Origin of the sequence: Paraburkholderia sp. Cpub6 (assembly GCF_014201065.1) — a bacterium.
Classification (GTDB): domain Bacteria; phylum Pseudomonadota; class Gammaproteobacteria; order Burkholderiales; family Burkholderiaceae; genus Paraburkholderia; species Paraburkholderia tuberum.
The window spans coordinates 113,850-135,808 of record NZ_JACHDM010000011.1 but is presented as its reverse complement, the minus strand read 5'-3'; the positions used below and the strand labels follow the sequence as shown (position 1 = coordinate 135,808).

Below are 21,959 nucleotides of genomic sequence, written 5' to 3'. Positions count from 1 at the left end.
AAAGTAACCGATCGATCGCGCGTGATGTTTGCGCGCGCCTTATTGCACGCGTCCTGACGCCTGAGATGCGTTGAGCGTGCAGAACTGGCGCGTCGCCGTTAACCGCGCGTGTCGACCCAGTTGCGTGCCCAGCGTGTCGAGTGCTGCAACGCCTGCTCCTCACTCGTGAAGTAATCGAGCGAATAGAACTGGTAGCGGCCGTCCGCGCGCTCGCTATCGGCGCGTTCGAGCAGCAGGTTGGAGGAAAAACTGCCGTCGGGCAAACGATGCGCCGAGGGCTGGACGGCATAGCCGTTGTATTGTTGAATTTGTTTGTTCTGCATTTTAGTTTTAATAATGTCGAGTGCGCGCGTGCCTTGCGAAATGTGCACAGGTACGCCGATTCAAAGGCATCTCAGGCCGAATCTGAAGCAGTCGGAAAGCGAAGACGTGGCGCTAATGCCAGAGGGGAAAATGAGCGCAATGAGACGTATGGCGCTTGGCAAGTTGCCGGCGAAACCGATGCAGCCAGGAGCGAACAAGCCACTTCGGGAAACAACGCTCCGTAAGGATGTCCCTGCAACCCGGCGTCCGTCGCGGAACGCCGGGCTCTTCAAACTTTACAGCGGCTTGATGTTAGCTGCCTGCAGACCCTTCGGGCCTTGCTTCGTTTCGAAGCTCACCTTCTGATTTTCAGCCAGCGTCTTGAAGCCGTCGCCGCTGATTTCGGAGAAGTGAGCGAAAAGATCGTCACCGCCCTTGTCCGGGGTGATGAAGCCAAAACCTTTGCTATCGTTGAACCACTTAACGGTACCGGTATCCATGAAGAATCCTTGAGAAAAAACGGGAAAATGTGCTCCGTTGAAGAGCGTATGAAGCGTCAAGGAGGGAGAGGACAACGAATACCGCTGAGGAGCGAGCAATTGATGAACAGCAATCGAACTTCTTGAACTTCATGCGACACCCTAACCGCCAAGTGGTATCAGCGTCAATACTTATCTTGTAACTGTTTCACGGGGCGGGGCCGTTTTGCAGACGAAGCGATCCAAAGACCGGGTGCGCTGCACGAAGCTGCGAACCGGCACGCCTCGATCGATTTACGGATTGGCATACGATTTCGCTGTGCCTGTATGGCCGACATGCTCTATATGCAGAACGGACGCCATATTGTCGCCGGACGCCATATTGTCGCAATCGCAGTTAGCACAAGCTGGACACAACGCATACACCTTCTGAATTTTTGAATTCACGCAGTCACAGCTACTGCGCCATCTGCAGATCCAAGATCGCCGCGGCGAGAAACCGTGCTGCTTCGCCGCCCGTGACGACCCGATGGTCGAACGTCAGACTAAGCGGCAAGATCCGATGCACGGCCGGAACGCCACTTACCGCCACGACCTGCTCGTGAATGCGCCCCGCTCCGAGGATCGCGACAGTGGGCGGCACGACCACGGGAGCTGCGTATTTGCCGGCGATCATGCCGAAGTTCGACAACGTGATCGTATTGCCGCGCAGTTCCTCCGGTGGAATCTTGCGTGCCCGGATGTCGACACGCATCCGGTCGAGGCCGCCGCGCAGATCCGCTGCGTTGCGGTGCGCAACGTCGCGCAATACCGGTACAAAGAGGCCATCCGGTAGATCGACGGCGATGCCGAGGTCGATCTTTTCCAGTACGTGGCGCCGTCCCGCATGTCCGTCGAACCATGCGTTGAGCCCGGGTTCGGCGCTGCATCCTGCTACCAGCGCACGGATCAGGCGGATCGTCACATCGGTATGTGGCGGCCACTCATGAATGTCGGCGTCGTCGATGACGGTCGCGGCCGCCACTTCGCTCTGCGCGCGCGCCATGTTCTGCGCCATCGCGCGCCGCACGCCGCGCAGCACTTCGGGCGGACCGAGCTGAGCAAGTATCTTCGCGACTCGCTGCACGTCAGCCGCCGTGACGACACCCTCCGCCCCCGACGGTGTCACCATCGCAAGATCGACATCAAGCTTGCGCGCGAGCGCCCGCACCGCCGGGATCGCCTTGATTGTGCCGACACCCGTGCCCGGGCTGCCGCCGAGCGCCGCCGGCGCTTCGTGCACCACATGCTGGCCGACCTCCATATGACCGACCACGGTACCGGCATCGGCTTCGTCGGCCTCTCCTTCGAATGCGACGAGCGGCGCCCCCAGATGCACGATATCGCCGGGCTGGCCGAACAGCTTCGCGACTCGGCCGGATTGAGGCGACGGAATATCGACGATCGCCTTCGCCGTTTCCACCGACAACAGCCGTTGATCCGCGCGAATGTCATCGCCGCTCCTGACGTGCCACTCGACGATCTCCGCTTCCTGCAATCCTTCGCCGAGATCAGGCAGTTTGAAGATTTTCATGGCATCCCTACGCTTCCAGCGCCTGCCTGACCGCGCCAACGATGCGCTCAGTGCCTGGCATGTATTGATTCTCGAGTCTGTACAGCGGCACCACCACGTCATAACCGGTGACGCGCTGCACTGGTGCGAGCAGCGAGTACAGTCCGCGCTCGGCGATGTTGGCGGCGATCTCCGCGCCGACCCCTCCTGCATGCGAGCCCTCGTGCACGATCACGCAGCGTCCGGTTTTCGCCACCGACGCGAGAATGGTGTTCATGTCGAGCGGCTTGAGCGTCGCCACGTCGATCACCTCGGCCATTACGCCTTCCTGCGCAAGCAGATCGGCCGCAGCCTGCACGTCTTGCAACGCGCCGCCCCAACTCACCAGTGTGACGTCTGCCCCATCGCGCAACGTAAAGCAACTGTCGAGCGGCAGCGCTTCGCCGTCATCCTCCACCGGCTGCCTGAAGAGCCGGTACAGCCGCGTCGGCTCGAAGAAGATCACCGGGTCCGGGTCCCGGATCGCCGCCAGCAGCAAGCCGTACGCGCGTGCTGGCGACGACGGCGTCACGACGCGCAGCCCAGGTATGTGGGTGAACAGCGCTTCAGGGCTTTCGGAATGGTGCTCCGGTGCGTGAATGCCTGCGCCGCATGGCGCACGGATCACCAGCGGACACGTCAGTCGTCCGCGCGTTCGATGCCGCAGACGCGACGCATGATTCAGGATGTGATCGATGGTCGGATAGACAAACCCGGCGAACTGGATCTCCACAACGGGCTTAACGCCCATTGCCGCCATGCCGATCGCGCAGCCGGCGAGGGCGGTTTCGGCCAGCGGCGTGTCGATCACCCGCTGAGCGCCAAAACGCGTCTGCAACCCGACGGTCGCGCGAAATACGCCGCCGTTCACGCCAATGTCCTCTCCGAGCAGCACAACGGCAGGGTCGTGCGCCAGTTCATATGCGAGCGCCTGATTGAGGGCCTCGACCATGTTGAGGTCAGCCATCGCCGTGCCCCTTAGCCGGCGCGAAACGTTGCGCCATCGCCAGTTGCTCACGCATCGCTGGGGGCAACGCCTCATACAGGTGATCGAACATCGCGGACGGGCCCGGAGGCGGTATCGCCAGGTACGCGTCGACGGCCTGCTCGACCTGCGCCCGGCACGCCTTACCGAGTTCCTCGTCCTGCGCCTTGGTCCAGACGTTCACGTGCATCAGGTAGGTGCGCAAACGAAGCAGCGGTTCGTATTCCCATTGCTTGCCGATGACCTCGGCGTCGCGATAGCGCGTCGCGTCATCGGCCGTCGTGTGATCACCAAGGCGATAGCTGAGCGCCTCGATCAGCGTCGGGCCATCGCCGCGGCGAGCCTTGGCGAGCGCCGCGTGGACAACCTGATGCACGGCGATCACGTCGTTGCCGTCGACCTGCAGCCCCTCTATTCCTGCAGCGATCGCCTTTTGCGCGAGCGTTTGCGCAGCGCTCTGGTGGCTGCGTGGTACCGAAATCGCCCACTGGTTGTTATTGACGACGAGCACAAGCGGCGCCTGCCAGACGCCGGCCATGTTCATCGCCTCGTAGAAATCGCCCTTGGATGTGCCGCCGTCGCCGAAGATCGCCACCGCAACGCGCGGCTCGTGACGCAGCAGGAACGCGTAGGCTGCGCCGGCCGCATGGCACACCTGTGTGCCGATCGGCACACAGTTCGGAAAATCGTTACGGGGCACGCTGAAATCGCTGCCGCGCTCGTCGCCGCCCCAATACAGGAGACTTTCCGTCATCGTGACGCCGCGCAGCAATTGCGCGGCGTGATCGCGATACGAAGGGAACAGCACGTCGTCGGGCTGCATCGCGCTGGCGACACCGACACCGATCGCCTCCTGGCCGACCGACGACGCAAAGGTGCCGAGCTTGCCGGTACGCTGCAGCGCGACCGCCTTCGTGTCGAACGCCCGTGTCAGCACCATCGCGCGATAGAGCGGAATCAGCGCCGCGGGGTCACGTGCGAAGGCTGGCAATGACTGGACAGGCTCGCCATCGGGGCCAAGGTATTGCGTATAGCCGATATGAAAGCTGACAGCCGTCGTCATGTCCGCCCCCCATGTTCTTTCAGATTTCAAATACGTGCCGGAGTTCGCGCGCGAGCGCTACCGCACTTGTGCCGTCAGAGTCCGGCGCGTACCAACTTGAGTTTAGGCAAGGGAAACACATACAGGGGGCCAATTCCTCGCCGCCTCAACCACGCGCGGCACGGCAACCGGGAATACGAACGCCCGATTGTCGCAATGCAGCAGCGGGTGGCCGGTTGCGCGGCCCGGCAAGCAGACGGGAATTGGGCCGGCATCCCGCCGGCCGCGGCCGCTCCAGGCGAATATCGGCCGGGCAGAATCGGACGAAGACCGGAACGCGCTCGCTCAAAGCACCTTGCATCCAGCGAGGAAGATGCGGACCGCCTCACGCGCGATTCTGTTGCGCTCCGATGCGCCGGGGCGCCTCCTGGTGGCGCCAAGCAGCAGCCGCGCGCGGACCCCGCCGAGTACCAGGTGTAGAAACTGCTCGGTAGCCAGCGCAACGTCATCGAGTTGCAATGCGCCATCGGCGACTGCCGAACGAAGATAGTCCGAAAGCGGCTCCATGCCGCGTAGTCCACCCGTCTTGTTGTAATACCCGCTGATGAGTTCGGGAAAACGATAGGCCTCGGTCAGAAGCAGGCGATGCAATGCGATCATGTCAGGCCGCGTGCCCACATCCAGCAGATGGAGCGCGACCTTCTCGAGGACGTGCTCAGGACGGCGCGCATCGAGCACGATATCGCCGAGCTGCGTGATCCATGAACGACGCAGCGTCTCGACGATTGCGCTGAACAGGCCCGCCTTGCTGCCGAATCGATCGTACAGCGTTTTTTTTGCAATACCCGCCTCTCGCGCGATGCCTTCAAGGCTGGTCTCGCGATATCCAGCGGCAAGAAAATGGCGCTGCGCAACATCGAGCAGGCGCTGCAGACGAATTTCGGACTCTCGCAGCGTAGGACGCCCGCCTGATCGGATAGGTTGAGTCTGTGTTTCGCGCGTCACGATCCAGGCCTATTGACAATGTCTACCGACGGCGGAAACTATACCGGCGCGTTTCCGTCAAGCTACCTGGGACTCGGGGCGAGGTCAATGGTCGATTTCTTTATCGAGCGTCCGATCTTCGCATCGTCGATCGCCATCATCATGGTGCTCGCGGGGCTCATTGCCTGGTTCAACCTGCCGGTGGAGCGGTTTCCGCAGATCACGCCGCCACAGGTTCTGGTCAAGTCGACCTATACGGGTGCGAGCGCGCAGGTCGTGGCGGACACCGTCACCGCGCCGCTCGAAGAGCAGATCAACGGCGTGCCGGGTATGAGCTACCTGTCGTCGGTGAGTGCCAACGATGGCACGTCCACGATCACCGTCACGTTCAACGTCGGCTACAACATCGACATCGGCGCGGTCGACGTGCAGAACCGCATCTCGCAGGCGACGGCGCAGCTTCCCAGCATCGTCAATCAGGCCGGCATCACCATCCAGAAGCAGAACCCGAACTTTGTTCTGGCGGTGAATCTCTATTCGCCAGACGGCTCGATCGATCCTGTCACCCTCAGCAACTACGCTTATCTCCAGCTCGTCGACTCGCTCAAGCGCCTGCCCGGCGTGAGCGATGTCACGATCTTCGGCGAACGCCGCTACTCGATGCGCATCTGGCTCGACCCCAACAAGCTCGCCGCGCTCGGCATGACAGCCACCGATGTGCAGCATGCGATCGCCGAACAGAATGTGCAGGTCGCCGCAGGCAAGTTCGGCGAGGCGCCGGCGCCGGCGGGCACGACGTTTCAATACCAGATCAACACCCACGGCCAGTTGGCGGACGCGCAGCAATTCGGCAATATCGTGCTGCGCGCCGGCACGGCGAGCGACGCAACTGTGTATCTGCGCGACGTGGCGCGCATCGATCTGGGCGCACTTCAGTACACCTCTAGCGCCTCCGTGAACGAACACCCGGCGGCGCTGCTCGCCGTCTTCCAGTTGCCGAGCGCTAATGCGCTCGACCTCGACCAGCGTGTCAAGGACACGATGCAGACGCTTGCAAAGCGCTTCCCGAAAGGGATGGCGTGGGGCATCACCTACGACACCACCATGTTCGTGTCCGCCTCGATGGTCGAGGTGATGAAGACGCTTAGCTTTGCGCTGCTGCTGGTGCTGGGCGTCGTGTTCCTGTTCCTGCAGAGCTGGCGGACCACGTTCATTCCGATGATCGCCATTCCAGTGGCGCTCATCGGTACCCTCGCGATCATGCTGGTGCTCGACTTTTCGCTGAACACGGTCAGCCTGCTCGGCATGGTCCTCGCTATCGGCCTCGTCGTCGACGATGCGATCGTCGTGGTCGAGAATGTCCAACGCCAGCTCGAGAGCGGGCTTACGCCCATGGCTGCGGCGAAGGCGGCGATGCGGGAAGTGACGGGGCCGATCGTTGCCACCTCGGCAGTGCTCGGCGCCGTGTTCGTGCCGATCGCCTTCCTTCCGGGCGTGACGGGCCGTCTCTACAATCAGTTTGCGTTGACCATCGCCATTTCGGTGGCGCTCTCGGCGTTCAATTCCCTGACGCTCAGTCCGGCGCTCTGCGCGTTGCTGTTGCGACGGGACAGGCCGCCACGGTTCATCCTGTTTCGCAAGTTCAATCAAGGCTTTAACTGGGCGCGCAGCCACTACGCGAATTCGCTGCGCGACTTGATCCGGCTGCGCTGGCTCGCGCTGGCGGTCTTCGCGTGCGGCCTGGGTGTGACCTGGCTGCTCCATTCGACGATCCCTTCCGCCTTTTTGCCGGTTGAAGATCCCGGCTATTTCTATGTGATTACGCAACTCCCGTATGGCGCTTCGCTGCAACGCACCGAAGCCGTGGTGGAGAAGACCCGCGCGATCCTGAGGGCGACACCCGGCGTGGCGAACGTGCTGTCCATCAGCGGTCTGAATTTCATCACTCGCAGCACGACGTCGAACAGTGCGGCCCAGTTTGTGATCCTGAAGCCGTGGGACGAGCGAGGTGCGAAGCAGAGCGTCGCCAACCTCATCGCCACAGTACAGCCGAAGCTCAATCAGATTCCGGAGGCGGTGGCGCTTGCACTGATTCCACCGACTATTGCCGGCCTCGGCACCTTCGGCGGCTTCGATTTCGAAATCGAGGACCTGAGCGGCCGGGGCAGTGCCGCACTCGGCGAGGCGACCCAGGCCTTTCTCGCCCAGGCGCGGCAACAGCCTGAACTCGAGCGGCGCACCCTGCTCACCAGCTACAACACCTCGACGCCGCAATACGATTTCAATCTCGACCGCGTGAAGGCGAAGCTGCTCGGGCTCAACCTGAGCGATGTGTTCAACACGATGCAGATCTATCTCGGCTCGCTGTACGTGAACAATGTGACGCTGTTCGGCCGCACCTTCGAGGTGTTGCTCGAGGCCGACGACAACGCCCGCGGGAACCGCAGCGACCTGTCGCGGCTCTACGTGCGCAACGCCGCGGGAAGCATGGTGCCGCTGGGCACGCTCGGCCGGCTCGAACCGACGGTGGGGCCGGACACGGTGCCTCATTACAACCTCTACGGTGCCGCGGAGATCACCGGCAGTGCGGCGCCGGGCTACAGTTCGGGCCAGGCGATCGCGGCGATGGAGCGCGCGGCGCGCGTTTTGCCGGCGGATTTCGGCTATGACTGGACGGGCATTACCTATCAGGAGCTGCAGGCCGGCTCGGTCGCGGGCATGGTCTTCGCGCTCGCGCTGTCCTTCGTGTTCCTGTTCCTCGCCGCGCAATACGAGAGCTGGACGTTGCCGTTCACCATCATCCTCACGGTGCCGCTAGCCCTGTTCGGCGCGCTGGGGCTGCTGTGGCTGCGCCACATGCAGGTCGACATCTATGCGCAGATTGGTTTCGTCCTGCTGATCGGGCTGGCGGCGAAGAACGCGATCCTGATCGTCGAATTTGCCAAGCGGCGCCGCGAAGCCGGCCTCGATATCGTCGCGGCGGTGACCGAGGCGGCCCGCCTGCGTCTGCGCCCGATCCTCATGACCGCGTTCGCGTTCATCTTTGGCGCCGTCCCATTGATGATCGCCTCCGGCGCGGGCGCCGCGAGCCGCCGCTCGATCGGGACGACGGTGGTAGGCGGCATGCTCGCCGCCACCCTGCTCAGCCTCGGATTCGTGCCGATCTTCTACACGGTGATCGAGCACTTGCGTGAAGCCGTGCTCAAACGTATCGGTCGCGCGCCTCGCGATGGCGGCGAGGCGGCGTCCGGGGATTGATCGGGGAGCAACGGCGCAATGAGAGTCGGCAAACTTCGCGTTGTAGCCACAGGCCTGGCGATCGCCGTAGTCGTCTGCGTCCTGTCGTTCACAGGTGGGGGAGCGCGACAGGCTACCGGCAGCCCGCCCGCGCCGGACCCAGCCGCCCCCACCGAGGTGCCCGTAACCCAGGTGGTCGAGCATACCGTGCCGGTTTACCTCGAATATGTCGGCACCACGGACGCGATCCGCACCGTCACGCTTCAGGCGCAGGTGACCGGCTACCTGGCGAAGCAGGGGGTGTCCGATGGCTCGGACGTGAGCAAGGGCACACTCCTGTATGAGATCGATCCGCGCAGTTATCAGGCGGCGCTCGATCAGGCGAGGGCGCAGGCGGCAAAGGATGCGGCGGCGCTCGAATATGCCATCGCCAGCCATCGCCGCAATACGCTGATGAGCGAGACGGGCGACGTGTCGATCGATACGCTGCAGCAGTCCGCGAGCACCGAGCATCAGGACCTGGCCGCGCTCGCGGCGGATCGTGCGCTCATCGAGACGGCGCTGCTCAATCTCGACTTTACGAAGATCCGCGCGCCGTTCTCCGGGCGTCTCAGCCTGAGTCAGGTGCATGAAGGTGCGCTCATCAGCAGCACGGGGACCCAGCTCAACACCCTCGTGCAGCTCGACCCGATCTATGCCACCTTCAATCCGCCGGACACCGATCTCGCCACTATCCAGCACGATCAGGCGAAGGGGACCATCGCGGCCGAGGTCATCGTCGGTCAGGGCGCGAGCCCGCAGTACCGTGGCAGGCTCACGTTTCTCGACAACAACGTGGGGCGCAGCAGCGGCACCATCACCGCGCGCGCGACCGTCGAGAACCCGGATCACACGTTGCTGCCGGGGCAATTCATCCGCGTACGCCTGCACGTCGCGGACGCACCTAACACGCTGCTGGTGCCACAAGTGGCCGTCGGCTCCAACCAGCTTGGCAAATACGTCTACGTCGTCGGCGCAGACAAGCGGGTCGAGCAGCGCTATGTGACCCTCGGCTCGGACTACGGGCCACTTGTTGCGGTCAGGAAGGGCGTCGTTCGGGACGATTCGGTCGTTGTCGGCAATCTCCTCAAGCTCAGCCCCGGCATGGCCGTGAAACCGGTTGCGGCGAAGCCTTCGTAAACGGCCCGTAACATGAGGAGCGCGCAGCAATGACATCGAACCCCGGCTTTGCGCGTCACCCCCGGGCAGCATGTTGCCGCAGCGCCGCCTGCGCGGCGCTTTCGGCGGCGACGCTGCTTGGCGGCTGCGAAGTCGGACCTGACTTCGCGCCACCCGGGCCGCCGCAGCTCAGCGGCTATACGCGGGAGCCGCTGCCGGAGCGAACCGTCGCGTCGGACGTCCACGGCGGCGAGGCGCAGCGCTTCGTGCAAGCTCTCGATATTCCGGGGCAATGGTGGACGCTATTCCACTCGGCTGCGCTGAACGCACTCGTAGAACGTGCGCTTGAGGCCAACCCGAGCCTGCAGGCAGCGCAGGCCACCCTTCGCGAGGCCAACGAAGCGCTTTACGCAGCACAAGGGGCGCTGTTCCCGACGGTGAGTGCGGACATCTCGACTGCTCGCGAGAAGATTTCGGGCTCGCCGTTCGGGATCTCGACCACGGTGCCGGTCTTCAGGCTCAACAACGCCTCGGTGAGCGTCACCTACCTGCTCGACATCTGGGGCGGTACGCGCCGGCAGATCGAATCGCTCGCCGCGCAAGCCGAGTACCACCGCTTCGAACTCGAGGCGAGCTATCTGAGCTTGACGTCGAACGTCGCCACGGCCGCCGTACAGGAGGCGTCGTTGCGGGCGCAGATTGCAGCCACAGAGGAGATCGTCGACATCGAGACGCAGCAACTCGCGGGATTGAAACGGCAATTCGCGATCGGCGCCGTCGCCAATGCGGCGGTACTCGCGCAGGCGGCCACGCTGGCGCAAACACGCGCGCAGTTGCCGCCGCTGCAAAAGCAACTGGCGCTGACCCGCAATCAGCTCACGGCCTATCTTGGCCGCTTCCCGAGTGACGAGCTGGTCGAGACGTTTGATCTCGCGTCGCTGCAGTTGCCCGACACGTTGCCGGTCAGCCTGTCGTCGACACTCGTCGAGCAGCGTCCGGACATTCGCGCGTCGAAAGCGCAACTGCACGCCGCAAGCGCAGAGATCGGCGTCGCGACCGCCAATATGTTGCCGCAACTCACGCTCAGCGCCGCCTATGGCAGCGAGACCAACGATGCGCTGTTTTCGCCGGGAAGCGCGATCTGGAACCTGGGAGCGGGACTCACGCAGCCCCTCTTCGAAGGTGGAACGTTGCTGCACCGGCGCCGCGCCGCAATTGACGCTTTCGATGCGGCAGCGGCGCAGTATCGCAACACCGTCATCTCGGCGTTTCAGAACGTGGCTGATGCGTTGCGAGCGCTGCAATCAGATGCGGACGCAGTGGTGGCCGAGGCAGCAGCCGAGCGGGCGGCGGCGGACAGCCTCGCCGTGTCCCAGCGCGAGTTCCACGTTGGCGCGATCAGCTATCTTGCGCTGCTCGACGCGCAGCGGACGTACCAGCAGGCCCGCATCGGCCTCGTCCAGACTCAGGCCACCCGGTATTCCGATACCGTCGCACTCTTTCAGGCTGTCGGCGGCGGATGGTGGAACCGCAGCGATGTGGTGCGTGACCGCGGCTAATGATCCTCATCGCGGGGGCATGCCCTCCGGTCGCCCGGAACCATGCGGCACAGTCATGGTGCTGGCAAGCCATTCCGGACCGCTCGGATTGTCATCCTGTCGGCCCGCAAGCAGACCGTGGCAAATCTGGCTCGAGTGGTTCAGAGTGGCCGTAAGTGGAGGGTCGACGTTCTGCACCGGGGCGCCGGGTGCTTTCCAAGGCAGCCCCGTTCAAGCCTGGCAATCCGGGAATCAAACCTCAATCGGCGTTTGTGCCATCAAACTCCACGAGTTCAACCCAGTTCGCGCCCTTGCCGACCGGATACTGTCCGATCGCACTCAACTTGCCAGTCTTACGATCGATGTTGTACACGCTAAGGCTCGTCGATAATTGCCCGACAGCCAGCAAGTACTTGCCGGACGGATCGATATTGAATCCACGCGGTTGCTTTTCGGTCTGGTATGTACCGATACGCGTCAGCTTGCCAGAGGCAGCGTTCACCTTGTACGCCGCGAGCGTGCTCGATGTGCGCTCCGATGCAAACAGGAATCGCCCGTCCGGGGTCAGGTGGAGATCGGCCCCCCATGGCTTGCCGCCGGAGAAATCGGGCGGCAGGATCGAGACTGTTTCGACCGGCTTCACGGTGTCGCGGGTGCTATCGAAGGCGAGTACGTGCAGCTTGCCGTCGAGTTCATCAATCAGGTACGTGAAGCGATGATCCGACGAGAATACGAAGTGACGTGGTCCCGATTTCGGCGGCAACGAATAGGCGGGCGCGGTGTCCTCGGTCAACTGCCCATTCGAGGCGTCGAACTTGAGACGAAGCCAGGCGTCCGAGCCGAGAACCGACGCGAATACGAAACGGTTGTCCGGAGCGTTGCGGATCGCATGAGCCATCGGGCCGGTCTTGACGGTCTGCTGTACGTTGCCGACCACACCATCCGCGCCGATCTGGTTCACCGCCAGAAGGTTGCCGCCATATGACGCGGAAAAGAGGTAACGGCCGTTTGCGTCCGTCGAGATATACGCCATGCTATCCGCAAGCGGCGCCCTGCCGAGTTCGATCAGCCGGCCATCGAGCGGATTGACCGCAAAGCTCACCACGCGATAAGGCTTCGAGCGCAGTCCTGCGTAGAGCCGGAGGTGATCCGGCGAAAACGCCATCGGCATCACCGTTGCACCGACAGACACAGTCTCCACGGGCGCCAGCGAGCCGTTCGACTTGTCGAGACTGAAAACCGAGATATCCTGGCTATCAGCATTCGATACATATGCGTACGTCGCGGCCTGTGACACGCAGGAGAGGGAAGCACCGGCAATCAGAATTGCGGTGGCGCCTAGCACGCCCTTAACGTTCATGTTCATACTCCAGTTAGAAATGGTTTAGATTGTCTGAATCGACCAGCGCTTTGCGTCGGTCAATCGGAGCATCTATTGCGCGGCGAGGCGGAATGCCGAGACTGCATTCGTCATTGACTGCGCCTGCTGTTCGAGCGCACTAGCGGCAGCGGCGGCTTCTTCGACGAGTGCCGCATTCTGTTGAGTCACCTGGTCCATCTGCGTAACCGCCTGGCCGACCTGTTCGATGCCCGTGCTCTGCTCGATCGTTGCCGCCTTGATTTCATTCATGATGGTGGCCACGCCGCGCACGGCGCTAACAATCTCCTTCATCGACTGACCCGCCTGCGCGACCAGGCTATTGCCGTTAGCCACGTCCTCGACCGAGGCGCCGATCAAGGTCTTGATCTCTCGGGCGGCGTCCGCGCTGCGCAGAGCTAGACTGCGAACTTCGCTTGCGACCACGGCGAAGCCGCGTCCCTGCTCACCGGCCCGTGCCGATTCGACCGCCGCATTCAGCGCAAGGATATTGGTCTGAAATGCGATGCTGTCGATCATCCCGGTGATCTCGGCGATCCTCCGCGAACTCTGGCTGATTGAATTCATGGTCTGGATGGCGCGCTCGACCACTTCGCCGCCCTGCTCGGCGACATCGGCTGCGCTCGAAGCCTGTGCACTTGCCTGCTGCGCGTTATCCGCGTTCTGTTTGACGGTGGACGTCAATTGCTCCATGCTGGCCGCGGTTTCTTCCAGTGCCGCTGATTGCTGCTCTGTGCGGCTCGACAGATCCACATTGCCCGCGGCAATCTCGCGCGCGCCGCCGTAAATGGCCTCGCAACTGTTGCGCACGTTCGCCACTGTCTGAGCCAAACCACGCTGCATCCGCTGCATCGCCGCGAATAGCTGACCGATCTCGTTGCCGCTCGCCTCGGGGATGCGCGCTGTCAGATCATTCGCCGCGATTCGATCGAGCAGATTGGCGGCGTCGTTCAGCGGAGTCGTCACGATGCGCCGCAGCGCGAAATGCGCAGCGACGATCAGGACCAGCGCCGCGCTCACTCCGAAAATGACCAGGCTGACGACCCACGTATATTCGCGATCGACCTGCGCGATGGCATCGTTCGACAACGTGTTAGCTATGCTCTGGAATTTCTCGACATTCACCGAATACGCCACACCGGTTGACGTAATGTCGTGATCGTTGATAGCGGCGTAGGCGTTCGTATCGCCGGCACGCAGAGCATCGGAGGCTTTCTTCAGAATCGCGGCGAGGTTGACTGACGATTCGATCAACTGCTGCTTCAACCCGTCGTCCTGGCCACGAAAAACGGCGGCGCTTCGAAACGACTCGGTTTCCGCAGCCGCCCGGTTCATCGTCGTTTCGGCGCTCTTCAATGCCGAGTCTCGCGTCGTCTCGTCGTTGCGCTCCTTTAGAGCTGAGTAGGCTCGTGTCAACGCGGCTCGAGTGCGTGTGGAGTCCTTGTATGCGTCGTTGACGAGAATTTCCTGCGTCGCAATCTGATGGATGCGGTTGAGATTGGCATTCGCGCGGCTGAGCGTGGCGACACCGATCACGCCGCCCAGCAAAATCATCGCCGCAAAGATCAGGAAGACAGTCAGGAGACTATTTCGAACCGATACGTTTCTCATCCCGCTTTTCAACCCGGTGTTGTACGATGACCTGTTTATCGGCAGATTCCGCGATCTCTTTAGAAAATGGGCATGCAGATAAACTTTATGCCGGGACATCAGACTTCTGGCGGGGCGCTTCAAGGGTCTTCGTTGCCCCCGTGCGGCGCTTTGACCAGCGCACCGATGACAGTGCGACCCTCCGCGTGACACCTTGAAACGCGCTCGCCCGGGTATTGGGAGGATGGACAGGCTCAGACATGGGAAAACTTCTTCAGATACCGTCTTCGGCATAACGCATGCAGTTCGTGGGAAACTGCAATGGCGATAGTCAGATACTCGTTCTCTCGTACCTGCGCAATTGCTACGCCTGATTCGCCTCGCCAAATCGACGCGAAGGGTTGCCCTGCCAATACAGGTAGCTTGTAAGCCGAGATGCGCCGTATCCCTTCGCCACTCGGCCCGCTTTTCAGCCCACCATTTAGCGCTTATCGAATCAGGATTTCATAGCCGACATGCGAAACGCGCCATACATCAAAAGCCGATTGCTGATCGTCGCGGCGTTCGCATTGCCAGCGTTCGTGTTCACCAGCGGCTGTAAGTCCACGGTGACGCCGCCCTTGACAGCGCCGGGGAAGATCGCCGCTGACGACGCTGCGCTCGCCGCCCGGGTGAAGCAGGCGCTCGTCGCGAACCCGGAACTGAGACCCTTGCCGATGAGCGTCGCGACGTATCGAGGCGTCGTGCAGTTGTCAGGATACGTGGATTCGGAGGCACAGATTCAGAAAGCGCTTGCCGTGACGCGCGGCGTGCCGGGGGTGCAATCCGTGAGCAACGATCTGCACCTCAGGCCGCAATGACGCGCGTTTGCCGGAAAACAGACGAACCAGGCGCGGACGACCTGGACGAACATCGACAGATCGTTCGGATCGAACGCGATATTTATCCAAGGCCGAGCAAAGCGGCGATTGGCATGAACCGCAATTCGACGGCCATGCCAGTGCAACCCAGGTGCCGTTTCCTGTAGCGCGGGTCAAATTCGGCCCCGCTAAGTTACGAGAAAATCAGGCCAGGAAAGCACAGCGGAAAGTGACGCTTTGCCGCCCGACGTACCCCGCCCGATACGGTGGCTATTGCTGGACCAGATCGTACGCCGCAAGCGCCGCAATCTGCGTCACGCCACCGTCCACGGGTAAGCACGTGCCAGTAATGAATCGCGATTCGTCGCTGGCGAGAAACAGCGCGGCGGCCGCGACGTCCCATGCATCTCCCTCCAATGGGAGGGGCGCGATCTTGCGGCGACGTTCGCGAGCCTTATCGTCAAGCATGCTTTCCACCATTGGCGTAAAAATATGCCCCGGAGCAATCGCGTTGGCACGAACCTGATCGCGGCCGTACATCACCGCGAGTTCACGCGTAAAGCCGACCATTCCCGCCTTTGACGAGCCATACGCGGCCGACCCGTGGCTGCGGATGCCTGCGACCGAACCGATGTTGACAATGGCCCCGCCCCCGCGCGCCACGATATTCGGCACCGCACTTCGGCTCATCAAGAACGCACTTTTCAGATTGACGTCGATCACACGGTCCCAGGACGCTTCGTCGACGTCCTGCAATCTCCCCGGCGCGCCTGAGATACCGACGTTGTTGACGAGAATGTCCAGACCTCCATACCGCTGAACGGTCTCTTCCACAATGCGCGCACAGACAGCGCCGTCCGTGATATCGCCGGTCGATACGAACGCTCTGCCGCCCGCTTCCGTGATCAGCGCGAGCGTTTCCGCCGCCCGCTCGTACTGCTGATCGACGAGACAGACGGACGCGCCCTCCGCCGCAAAAAGACAGGCAATGGCCTTGCCCGTGCCAAAGCCCTGACCCAGCGATCCTGCGCCGGTCACGATCGCGATCTTGCCGCTTAAACGTTGATGAAAGATTTTCGGAACAGGCATGCTGTAACCGGTTGATGAAAGTCGATTGTCATCTTGAACGTTCGAGCGAGCACCGGCACGTTCACGTTCAAGCCATAACTCGCCAGGAGGCTGCCGATGGTCGAGCTTAGTCTCGCGAAGCCAATAATGCAACATACGGTTGCATTATTGGCCTGGATCATGTCGATTCGCGCACCGTGCCGTGATCCAACAATGCCGCGCCAAAGCGTGCCGCATACGCGGTGTTCACTGCTTCGGTCTGGAAGCGGGTTTCGTTAATCGCAAAGATGAAGTATCCATACGCGAGATCGCGTCGATAGTCGTTCCACGCTTCGTCGAAATCAGGCGCCTCGACCCCGCCAATCGCCAGCTGCGAAAGATAGTGTTCGAGCAGCGACCGCTCCCATGAGCGACGGTCCTCGATATCGAGTGCACACCCTATGTGGTAGGCGACCTCGAGGCTCCAAGGCGCCCGACTGACCTGGGCATCGAAAAAACCTGGCGTCCCGTCAGCTTCGACGTACAGATTTCCCAGATGCGTATCGCCGTGAATAAGGCATACCGGTTTGCTCTTATGTTCGCGCGCAATGCGCGCGAGAGATGCCATCATCCAGTCCCGATCGTGCAGATACCGGCTTACTGCCGCTCCTCTCGGCAGCGATATGTAGTGGGCCCAGACGTCCGGTTCGAGGTATCGGTTCTGGTATTCCAGCGACCAGTCCGAAAAGCGCTCTCCCACCCATTCGAGCCGACCGCCCTTGTCGAACTCCCGGCTGTTCCATGTTTGCGCGTGATAGCGCGCCATCGCACTCAACCGTAGGGCGACTTGTTCGTAGCCCTGCGATTGCTGGGCACGGCAAAACTGAACGTTACGCTCGCGCAGGTCTTCCATCACTACGACCGATTGCCAGGCATCAGGATCCGTGCCTGCAAAAAAGCATCCAGGCGCGTTCATGTTGATGAACGGGAGAACGTCGCGATAAAAACGCATTTCATTGCGATACATGTCTCTCATCGAAGGACTGTGATCCTCGAAACCGCCCTTGACGATCATGCGCGCCGGCAGCGCCATTGCCTGTCCCGCGTCGTTGTACTCGAGCGCGACGCGTACCTTGGTCGACGTACCCGGCAATACCTCCACGTGCCGGCACGAAGTTACTTCGGCCCCGGGAAAGCGGAACGCGATCGCGGAGGTTAGCCACTTTGCGGTCACTTCCTCAACAGCGACAGGCAACGCCATGTCACTTACCACACCAGATTCCGACAAGGTTCCTCCCGAAGATTGCAAACAAAAAGACGCGTGCGCATCGTCGCGCATACCTGCTCCCCGTCGCAACATGGGGAAAACCACACCTCGCCTATCGTTGCATATTTTGAATGCCGTGCATATAGTTGCTTGCAAATGCAGCTACTTTTTTGGCAGGAAATCGATGAATCTATCCGACTCCGTCACGCTCGAGCGAGAACCGGCTGGCGCCGAACTCGCACAGAGACTTGCGCCAGGGGAATACCGTACTGAAGAGAGTGTCGCGTTCAAGATGAACCTGGTTCATCTTCTGCTTGGCGCGGAAATCGACGGAAAGCTCGCTGCGAGCGAGCTTTCAGCAATACAGTGGGGAATCCTGAAAGCACTGTCCGACGGACGTGCTCGCACACCTACTGCCTTGTGCCGGGTGCTGCTCGCTGACAGCAGCATCATGACCCGCAAGCTCGATTCGCTTGAAAAAAGAGGATTGATTAAACGAATTCGCAGCACTTCCGACCGACGCTGTGTCGAGCTCACACTGACTACAAACGGCCGCCAGTTGTTGCGCGGAACCCTGCCGCACATCGTCGATGCAAGCAATCGGCAGCTTCGCGGCTTCACGGTCGAAGAAGTCCGAACCGTCAAACATTTACTCGATCGGATGATCGTCAATCTGAGCTGACTAGCGATAGCAAGCTCGGAATGGACCAGCGTCTGCGCCCCAGGTCAACGCGTATCGATATTTGAAAGGAGCTTTTATGGAGCATCCCGAAACAACAGAAAGGCAACGCGGGAACCCGGCGCAGGAGCCCAGCCTCGTGCCGCTGCCGGTTCCTCACGTATACCGCGGCCGCACTGTCACCGGAAGCGCCATCAGGCACGTGTCGCGTGATCTTGGCCAAGGTTTCTGCACGCCCAGGATCGACCTTGACGACCTCGTGTGGCCGCGAGCTGAGTCAGGCCCCGCCTTCGATATGCCGATTGCGAAGGTTATCGACTTTCTTGTCGAGCTGGGGCCGCGTTTGCATCTGGACGTCAATCCGCTGATGCAGGCCGCGCTCGAGTCAATGATCAAAGTGAGTCCACTCGGGCGACGGATTCTCGAAAACTGCTATCGCGACATTCCCAACCTTTTCGCACGCGAGGTGATCGAGGACGAGTTGCGCGTAAGTCTTGGCGACGCGCGCCTCGTCGACGGTTGGGTGGCACGCACGCTGCGCGGGCGCCCGAGTCGTCTGCGCGCGTTTGCACCGCGCCTCGTACATGTGCTCGCAGGCAACTCGCCGATGGTGGCAGCCATGACGGTCATGCGCGCGGCGCTGACGAAAGGCGTCCACCTGCTCAAACTGCCTTCGAACGATCTTTTCACGGCCACTGCAATTCTGCGCACGATGGCCGACATCGACCCGGATCATCCCGTCACCCAGTCGTTTTCGGCTGCATATTGGCGCGGTGGAGACGAAAATGTCGAGTCGATTCTTTATCGTCCGCAGTACTTCGACAAGATTGTCGTATGGGGCGGCGACAGCGCGGTTCGGCACGTGATGCGCTACGCTGGCCCCGGGCTCGAGCTGGTCGCGTTCGATCCGAAGGTATCTATCTCGCTGGTCGGCCGTGAAGCCTTTGCATCCGACGAGGTGCTGCGCGACGTCGCGCGTGCCGGCGCAGCCGATGTGCTGTCGTTCAACCAGGACGCGTGCAATGCGAGCCGGTATCAATTCATCGAAGGCGACGAAGACGACGCCGACCGCTATGCCGAGCAACTGGCGCTGGCACTCGGCCAGGACTTTCGCTATGGCGACGGCCAGGGCCCGCTGGTGCCCAGCGACATTCGCGAAGCGGTTGATGTGCTGCGTGAGATGGAGCCGCTCTACCGGGTGTTCGGTGGATACGACGGCAAGGGGCTCGTCATTCGCTCGGAAGAAATGGTCGATTTTCATCCCATTTGCAAGACCGTCAACGTCGTTCCCGTGGCAAGCCTGCGCGACGGCGCGCGCTATGCGACCGTCGCCACGCAAACGGTCGGCATCTATCCGCCGCACCGGGTCACAGAGGTGCGCGACGCGCTCGCGTGCGCTGGCGTCCAACGCATCGTGGCGCTGGGCGAGTCGATTTCAGATGGGGTTGGCGGCTATCCGCATGACGGCATGTTCCCGATCCATCGATTCATGAAATGGGTCTCGGAGGAATCGGGCCCGAATCCGGAGGAGACGCAATAATGCAAGCCCTTTCCACGCTGCTTCAACTCACGGATCTTCAAGACCCCTTCCGCAACGCGCCGGAAAGCCTCCATGCCGCGCAACTGCAAGCCGTGCGCGAGCGCTTCGCGCAGCGCCGGCAGCAGATTCGCATTCTCGACAAGCGAGCCAGCGAAGCCGGGGTGACGGAAGTGAAGAGCATGAGCGACGCCGTGCCATTGCTTTTTGCCGACTCCGTCTACAAGAGCTATCCCGATTCGTTCATCGAGCAGGGAAAATGGCGCCACCTCACAGCGTGGCTTCAAACGCTCACAACCCGCAAGATCGACGGATTCGACTACGGCACGATCGCCGATCTCGACGACTGGATCCATGCGCTGCGTCGAAACGGCCATTATGTGATGAGCTCGAGCGGGACCTCGGGCAAGCAGTCCTTCATTTACCAGAGCGAAGCCGACCGCGAACTCGGCTGGCGCCTCCTCTCCCAAGGCATTCGCTGGGCGGCGAGCGGCATGCGCGATCCGTCGCGTCGCTATCCCGTGTTCCTTCTGACGCCCTCCTCCGGCTCTTACACCGGAACGGAGCGCATGGCGAAATTCGCCGAATCGATTGCGATGCCGGGCGACCTTCACTACATGTCGGATGTGCCGCAAAGCGCCGCGCACACCACACGCATGGCGCGCATGCGGCGGGCCATCGCGGACGGCACCGCGCTCCCCAGTGAAATCGAAGCCATCCAGAACGAAAGTCGAGAACGCAGCGAACGCGTACAAGCCGATTTCCGGCAGTTCATCGACCACCTTCTCGAACGGCGTCACGAGCCCATGTTCATCATGGGCATGATGGGCATGCTTTATCAGATCGTCGCCACGGCGCGCCAGCGTGGCATTCCCGACGCCGACTTTCATCCCGACACGATCATTAGTATCGGCGGCGGCAAGAAAGGTGCGAACCTGCCAGAAGATTTCCAGCAACAGTGCGAGCGCTTCTTCAACTTCAACGCGACCAACTTCAACGACGGCTACGGCATGGGCGAAGTATCGGGCTTTTGCCCGTGGCTTCACGAAGCGAAGGCGTGGACGGTCCCGCCCTGGCTCGTCCCGCTGGTGCTCGACTCGACCGGCGAACAACTGCTTAATCCTGCGGACGGGAAAGGCATCGTCGAGGGACGGCTCGCCATTATCGACCTGCTCGCGGATGGGCGCTGGGGCGGCGTGATGAGCGGCGACAAGGTCACCGTGGAGTTCGGTCACGGCATCGACGGCGTGCGCACGCCCATCATTCGCGACGTGGTGCGCTACAAGGATTTGCCCGGCGGCGACGACAAGCTGTCCTGCGCGGGAACGATCGACGCCTACGTCCGCGGAGAGATCGCCGACATGACCGAGGCCCGGACCCCCAACTAAATCGATGTTTGCTACTCATCTGAAGGCCAATCGACAATGACTGAAACACAGACAAGCCCAGCCGTGTGGTTCATTACCGGCGTTTCGTCCGGCTTCGGCCGCTCGCTTGCGCAAGCGGTCCTCGCCCGTGGCGACAAAGTGGTCGGGACCGTTCGGAATGACGCACAGATCACGCCGTTCGAAAATCTCGCATCCGGACGCGCGCACGGCGTGCTGCTTGACGTGACCGACGCGGCAGCCGTGCCTCGCGCCGTCGCGCAGGCCATCGAGCGCGCGGGACCGATCGACGTACTCGTCAACAATGCGGGCTACGGTCTGTTCGGCGCATTTGAAGAGGTCTCCGACGCGGAAGCACGTCAGCTGTTCGATACCAACGTGTTTGGAACGGTCAACGTGATACGCGCCGTACTGCCTCATTTTCGCGAGCGCAACCGCGGTCATATCGTGAACTTCTCGTCGGTTGCCGGGGTGATCGGCATCACGGGCTGCAGTTTCTATTGCGCTTCGAAGCATGCGATCGAAGGGCTTTCGGAATCGCTCGCTCGTGAACTGAGCCCGTTCGGGATTCGAGTGACCGTGGTCGAGCCGGGTGGCTTCCGCACCAATTTCGCAGGCGGATCGCTGAAGTGGAGCGAGGTCGAATCACCCGTCTATACGGAGACCGTGGGCAAGATGCGTCGTTACATGAGCAGCTACCACGGCACGCAAACGGGCGATCCGGCAAAGGCTGCCGACGCCATCGTGCGCGCGGTTTCCGCAGACAGCCCGCCGCTGCGGCTACCACTAGGTCCGGACGCCGTCGACGTCGTTCGGAAGAAACTTTCGTCCGTGCAACACAACCTCGAAGCCTGGCTCGACGTGTCGAGTTCCACCAACTTCGACCACTGACGCCTGGC

18 protein-coding genes are annotated in these 21,959 nt (G+C 61.8%); 8 read left to right on the top strand and 10 right to left on the bottom strand.

Going from position 1 to position 21,959, the window contains the following annotated elements:
- Window positions 1–98: 98 nt before the first annotated feature.
- From HDG33_RS19940 to HDG33_RS19915, 6 genes are all read right to left on the bottom strand, one after another.
- Window positions 99–323, bottom strand: a complete 225-nt coding sequence (locus HDG33_RS19940) for a hypothetical protein (RefSeq protein WP_184032310.1) — start codon at window positions 321–323, stop codon at window positions 99–101.
- A 276-nt stretch (window positions 324–599) separates the two neighbouring features.
- On the bottom strand, window positions 600–803 hold the full coding sequence (locus tag HDG33_RS19935; RefSeq protein ID WP_012428559.1) for a cold-shock protein: 204 nt from the start codon (window positions 801–803) through the stop codon (window positions 600–602).
- Between the two features lie 436 nt (window positions 804–1,239).
- Complete coding sequence (locus HDG33_RS19930) at window positions 1,240–2,355, bottom strand: dihydrolipoamide acetyltransferase family protein (RefSeq protein ID WP_184032304.1); 1,116 nt, start codon at window positions 2,353–2,355, stop codon at window positions 1,240–1,242.
- 7 nt (window positions 2,356–2,362) lie between these two features.
- Window positions 2,363–3,340 carry an alpha-ketoacid dehydrogenase subunit beta gene (locus tag HDG33_RS19925; RefSeq protein ID WP_090808901.1) on the bottom strand — a complete coding sequence of 326 codons (978 nt, stop codon included), beginning with the start codon at window positions 3,338–3,340 and terminating at the stop codon, window positions 2,363–2,365.
- Window positions 3,333–4,421, bottom strand: coding sequence for a pyruvate dehydrogenase (acetyl-transferring) E1 component subunit alpha (gene pdhA / locus HDG33_RS19920; protein WP_184032302.1), 1,089 nt, complete (start codon window positions 4,419–4,421; stop codon window positions 3,333–3,335). Before pdhA ends, HDG33_RS19925 begins: the two co-directional genes overlap by 8 nt.
- 324 nt (window positions 4,422–4,745) lie before the next feature.
- Window positions 4,746–5,405, bottom strand: coding sequence for a TetR/AcrR family transcriptional regulator (locus tag HDG33_RS19915; protein ID WP_311548353.1), 660 nt, complete (start codon window positions 5,403–5,405; stop codon window positions 4,746–4,748).
- 87 nt (window positions 5,406–5,492) lie between these two features.
- On the opposite strand from HDG33_RS19915, the gene HDG33_RS19910 reads away from it, so the two are divergent.
- From HDG33_RS19910 to HDG33_RS19900, 3 genes are read left to right on the top strand one after another with little or no spacing between them, the layout of a single operon-like run.
- Window positions 5,493–8,642, top strand: a complete 3,150-nt coding sequence (locus HDG33_RS19910) for a multidrug efflux RND transporter permease subunit (protein ID WP_184032300.1) — start codon at window positions 5,493–5,495, stop codon at window positions 8,640–8,642.
- A gap of 18 nt (window positions 8,643–8,660) precedes the next feature.
- Window positions 8,661–9,800, top strand: a complete 1,140-nt coding sequence (locus HDG33_RS19905) for an efflux RND transporter periplasmic adaptor subunit (protein ID WP_260330517.1) — start codon at window positions 8,661–8,663, stop codon at window positions 9,798–9,800.
- 29 nt (window positions 9,801–9,829) lie between these two features.
- A complete protein-coding gene (locus tag HDG33_RS19900) occupies window positions 9,830–11,338 on the top strand; it encodes an efflux transporter outer membrane subunit (protein WP_184032296.1) in 1,509 nt (502 codons plus the stop codon).
- A gap of 238 nt (window positions 11,339–11,576) precedes the next feature.
- Here HDG33_RS19900 and HDG33_RS19895 read toward each other — a convergent pair whose 3' ends face one another.
- Together HDG33_RS19895 and HDG33_RS19890 are read right to left on the bottom strand one after the other, a co-directional pair.
- Window positions 11,577–12,683 carry a lactonase family protein gene (locus HDG33_RS19895; RefSeq protein ID WP_409259041.1) on the bottom strand — a complete coding sequence of 369 codons (1,107 nt, stop codon included), beginning with the start codon at window positions 12,681–12,683 and terminating at the stop codon, window positions 11,577–11,579.
- A gap of 66 nt (window positions 12,684–12,749) precedes the next feature.
- Window positions 12,750–14,306 (bottom strand): methyl-accepting chemotaxis protein, encoded by a 1,557-nt coding sequence (locus HDG33_RS19890; protein WP_184032539.1) that lies wholly within the window; start codon window positions 14,304–14,306, stop codon window positions 12,750–12,752.
- Window positions 14,307–14,800: 494 nt separating this feature from the next.
- Here HDG33_RS19890 and HDG33_RS19885 point away from each other — a divergent pair, with 494 nt between their 5' ends.
- Window positions 14,801–15,145 carry a BON domain-containing protein gene (locus HDG33_RS19885; RefSeq protein ID WP_184032291.1) on the top strand — a complete coding sequence of 115 codons (345 nt, stop codon included), beginning with the start codon at window positions 14,801–14,803 and terminating at the stop codon, window positions 15,143–15,145.
- 270 nt (window positions 15,146–15,415) lie between these two features.
- On the opposite strand, the gene HDG33_RS19880 is transcribed toward HDG33_RS19885, so the two are convergent.
- Both HDG33_RS19880 and HDG33_RS19875 read right to left on the bottom strand, forming a co-directional pair.
- Entirely contained in the window at window positions 15,416–16,369 is a 954-nt protein-coding gene (locus HDG33_RS19880; protein WP_409259040.1) for an SDR family NAD(P)-dependent oxidoreductase, read from the bottom strand.
- 22 nt (window positions 16,370–16,391) lie between these two features.
- Window positions 16,392–17,531: a phosphotransferase gene (locus HDG33_RS19875; protein WP_260330516.1), complete on the bottom strand. Its 1,140-nt coding sequence runs from the start codon at window positions 17,529–17,531 to the stop codon at window positions 16,392–16,394.
- A 112-nt stretch (window positions 17,532–17,643) separates the two neighbouring features.
- Between HDG33_RS19875 and HDG33_RS19870 the strand changes: the two genes are divergently transcribed.
- The 4 genes from HDG33_RS19870 to HDG33_RS19855 all read left to right on the top strand — a co-directional run bounded on the left by HDG33_RS19870 (window position 17,644) and on the right by HDG33_RS19855 (window position 21,951).
- The gene (locus HDG33_RS19870) at window positions 17,644–18,141 is read left to right on the top strand and encodes a MarR family winged helix-turn-helix transcriptional regulator (protein WP_184032284.1); all 498 of its coding nucleotides are present in this window, start codon (window positions 17,644–17,646) and stop codon (window positions 18,139–18,141) included.
- 292 nt (window positions 18,142–18,433) lie between these two features.
- A complete protein-coding gene (locus tag HDG33_RS19865) occupies window positions 18,434–19,678 on the top strand; it encodes an acyl-CoA reductase (RefSeq protein WP_260330515.1) in 1,245 nt (414 codons plus the stop codon).
- On the top strand, window positions 19,678–21,063 hold the full coding sequence (locus HDG33_RS19860) for a hypothetical protein (protein WP_184032280.1): 1,386 nt from the start codon (window positions 19,678–19,680) through the stop codon (window positions 21,061–21,063). The genes HDG33_RS19865 and HDG33_RS19860 overlap by 1 nt, the downstream gene beginning before the upstream one ends.
- Before the next feature lie 36 nt (window positions 21,064–21,099).
- Window positions 21,100–21,951, top strand: a complete 852-nt coding sequence (locus HDG33_RS19855) for an oxidoreductase (RefSeq protein WP_184032277.1) — start codon at window positions 21,100–21,102, stop codon at window positions 21,949–21,951.
- Window positions 21,952–21,959 lie beyond the last annotated feature (8 nt).

Excerpts from the sequence above, each read along its gene's own strand:
- HDG33_RS19940 (WP_184032310.1), bottom strand. The coding sequence starts at position 323 with ATGCAGAACAAACAAATTCAACAATACAACGGCTATGCCGTCCAGCCC.
- HDG33_RS19935 (WP_012428559.1), bottom strand. The coding sequence starts at position 803 with ATGGATACCGGTACCGTTAAGTGGTTCAACGATAGCAAAGGTTTTGGC.
- HDG33_RS19930 (WP_184032304.1), bottom strand. The coding sequence starts at position 2,355 with ATGAAAATCTTCAAACTGCCTGATCTCGGCGAAGGATTGCAGGAAGCG.
- HDG33_RS19925 (WP_090808901.1), bottom strand. The coding sequence starts at position 3,340 with ATGGCTGACCTCAACATGGTCGAGGCCCTCAATCAGGCGCTCGCATAT.
- pdhA (WP_184032302.1), bottom strand. The coding sequence starts at position 4,421 with ATGACGACGGCTGTCAGCTTTCATATCGGCTATACGCAATACCTTGGC.
- HDG33_RS19910 (WP_184032300.1), top strand. The coding sequence starts at position 5,493 with ATGGTCGATTTCTTTATCGAGCGTCCGATCTTCGCATCGTCGATCGCC.
- HDG33_RS19905 (WP_260330517.1), top strand. The coding sequence starts at position 8,661 with ATGAGAGTCGGCAAACTTCGCGTTGTAGCCACAGGCCTGGCGATCGCC.
- HDG33_RS19900 (WP_184032296.1), top strand. The coding sequence starts at position 9,830 with ATGACATCGAACCCCGGCTTTGCGCGTCACCCCCGGGCAGCATGTTGC.
- HDG33_RS19895 (WP_409259041.1), bottom strand. The coding sequence starts at position 12,683 with ATGAACATGAACGTTAAGGGCGTGCTAGGCGCCACCGCAATTCTGATT.
- HDG33_RS19890 (WP_184032539.1), bottom strand. The coding sequence starts at position 14,306 with ATGAGAAACGTATCGGTTCGAAATAGTCTCCTGACTGTCTTCCTGATC.
- HDG33_RS19885 (WP_184032291.1), top strand. The coding sequence starts at position 14,801 with ATGCGAAACGCGCCATACATCAAAAGCCGATTGCTGATCGTCGCGGCG.
- HDG33_RS19880 (WP_409259040.1), bottom strand. The coding sequence starts at position 16,369 with ATGTTGCATTATTGGCTTCGCGAGACTAAGCTCGACCATCGGCAGCCT.
- HDG33_RS19875 (WP_260330516.1), bottom strand. The coding sequence starts at position 17,531 with ATGCGCGACGATGCGCACGCGTCTTTTTGTTTGCAATCTTCGGGAGGA.
- HDG33_RS19870 (WP_184032284.1), top strand. The coding sequence starts at position 17,644 with ATGAATCTATCCGACTCCGTCACGCTCGAGCGAGAACCGGCTGGCGCC.
- HDG33_RS19865 (WP_260330515.1), top strand. The coding sequence starts at position 18,434 with ATGCCGATTGCGAAGGTTATCGACTTTCTTGTCGAGCTGGGGCCGCGT.
- HDG33_RS19860 (WP_184032280.1), top strand. The coding sequence starts at position 19,678 with ATGCAAGCCCTTTCCACGCTGCTTCAACTCACGGATCTTCAAGACCCC.
- HDG33_RS19855 (WP_184032277.1), top strand. The coding sequence starts at position 21,100 with ATGACTGAAACACAGACAAGCCCAGCCGTGTGGTTCATTACCGGCGTT.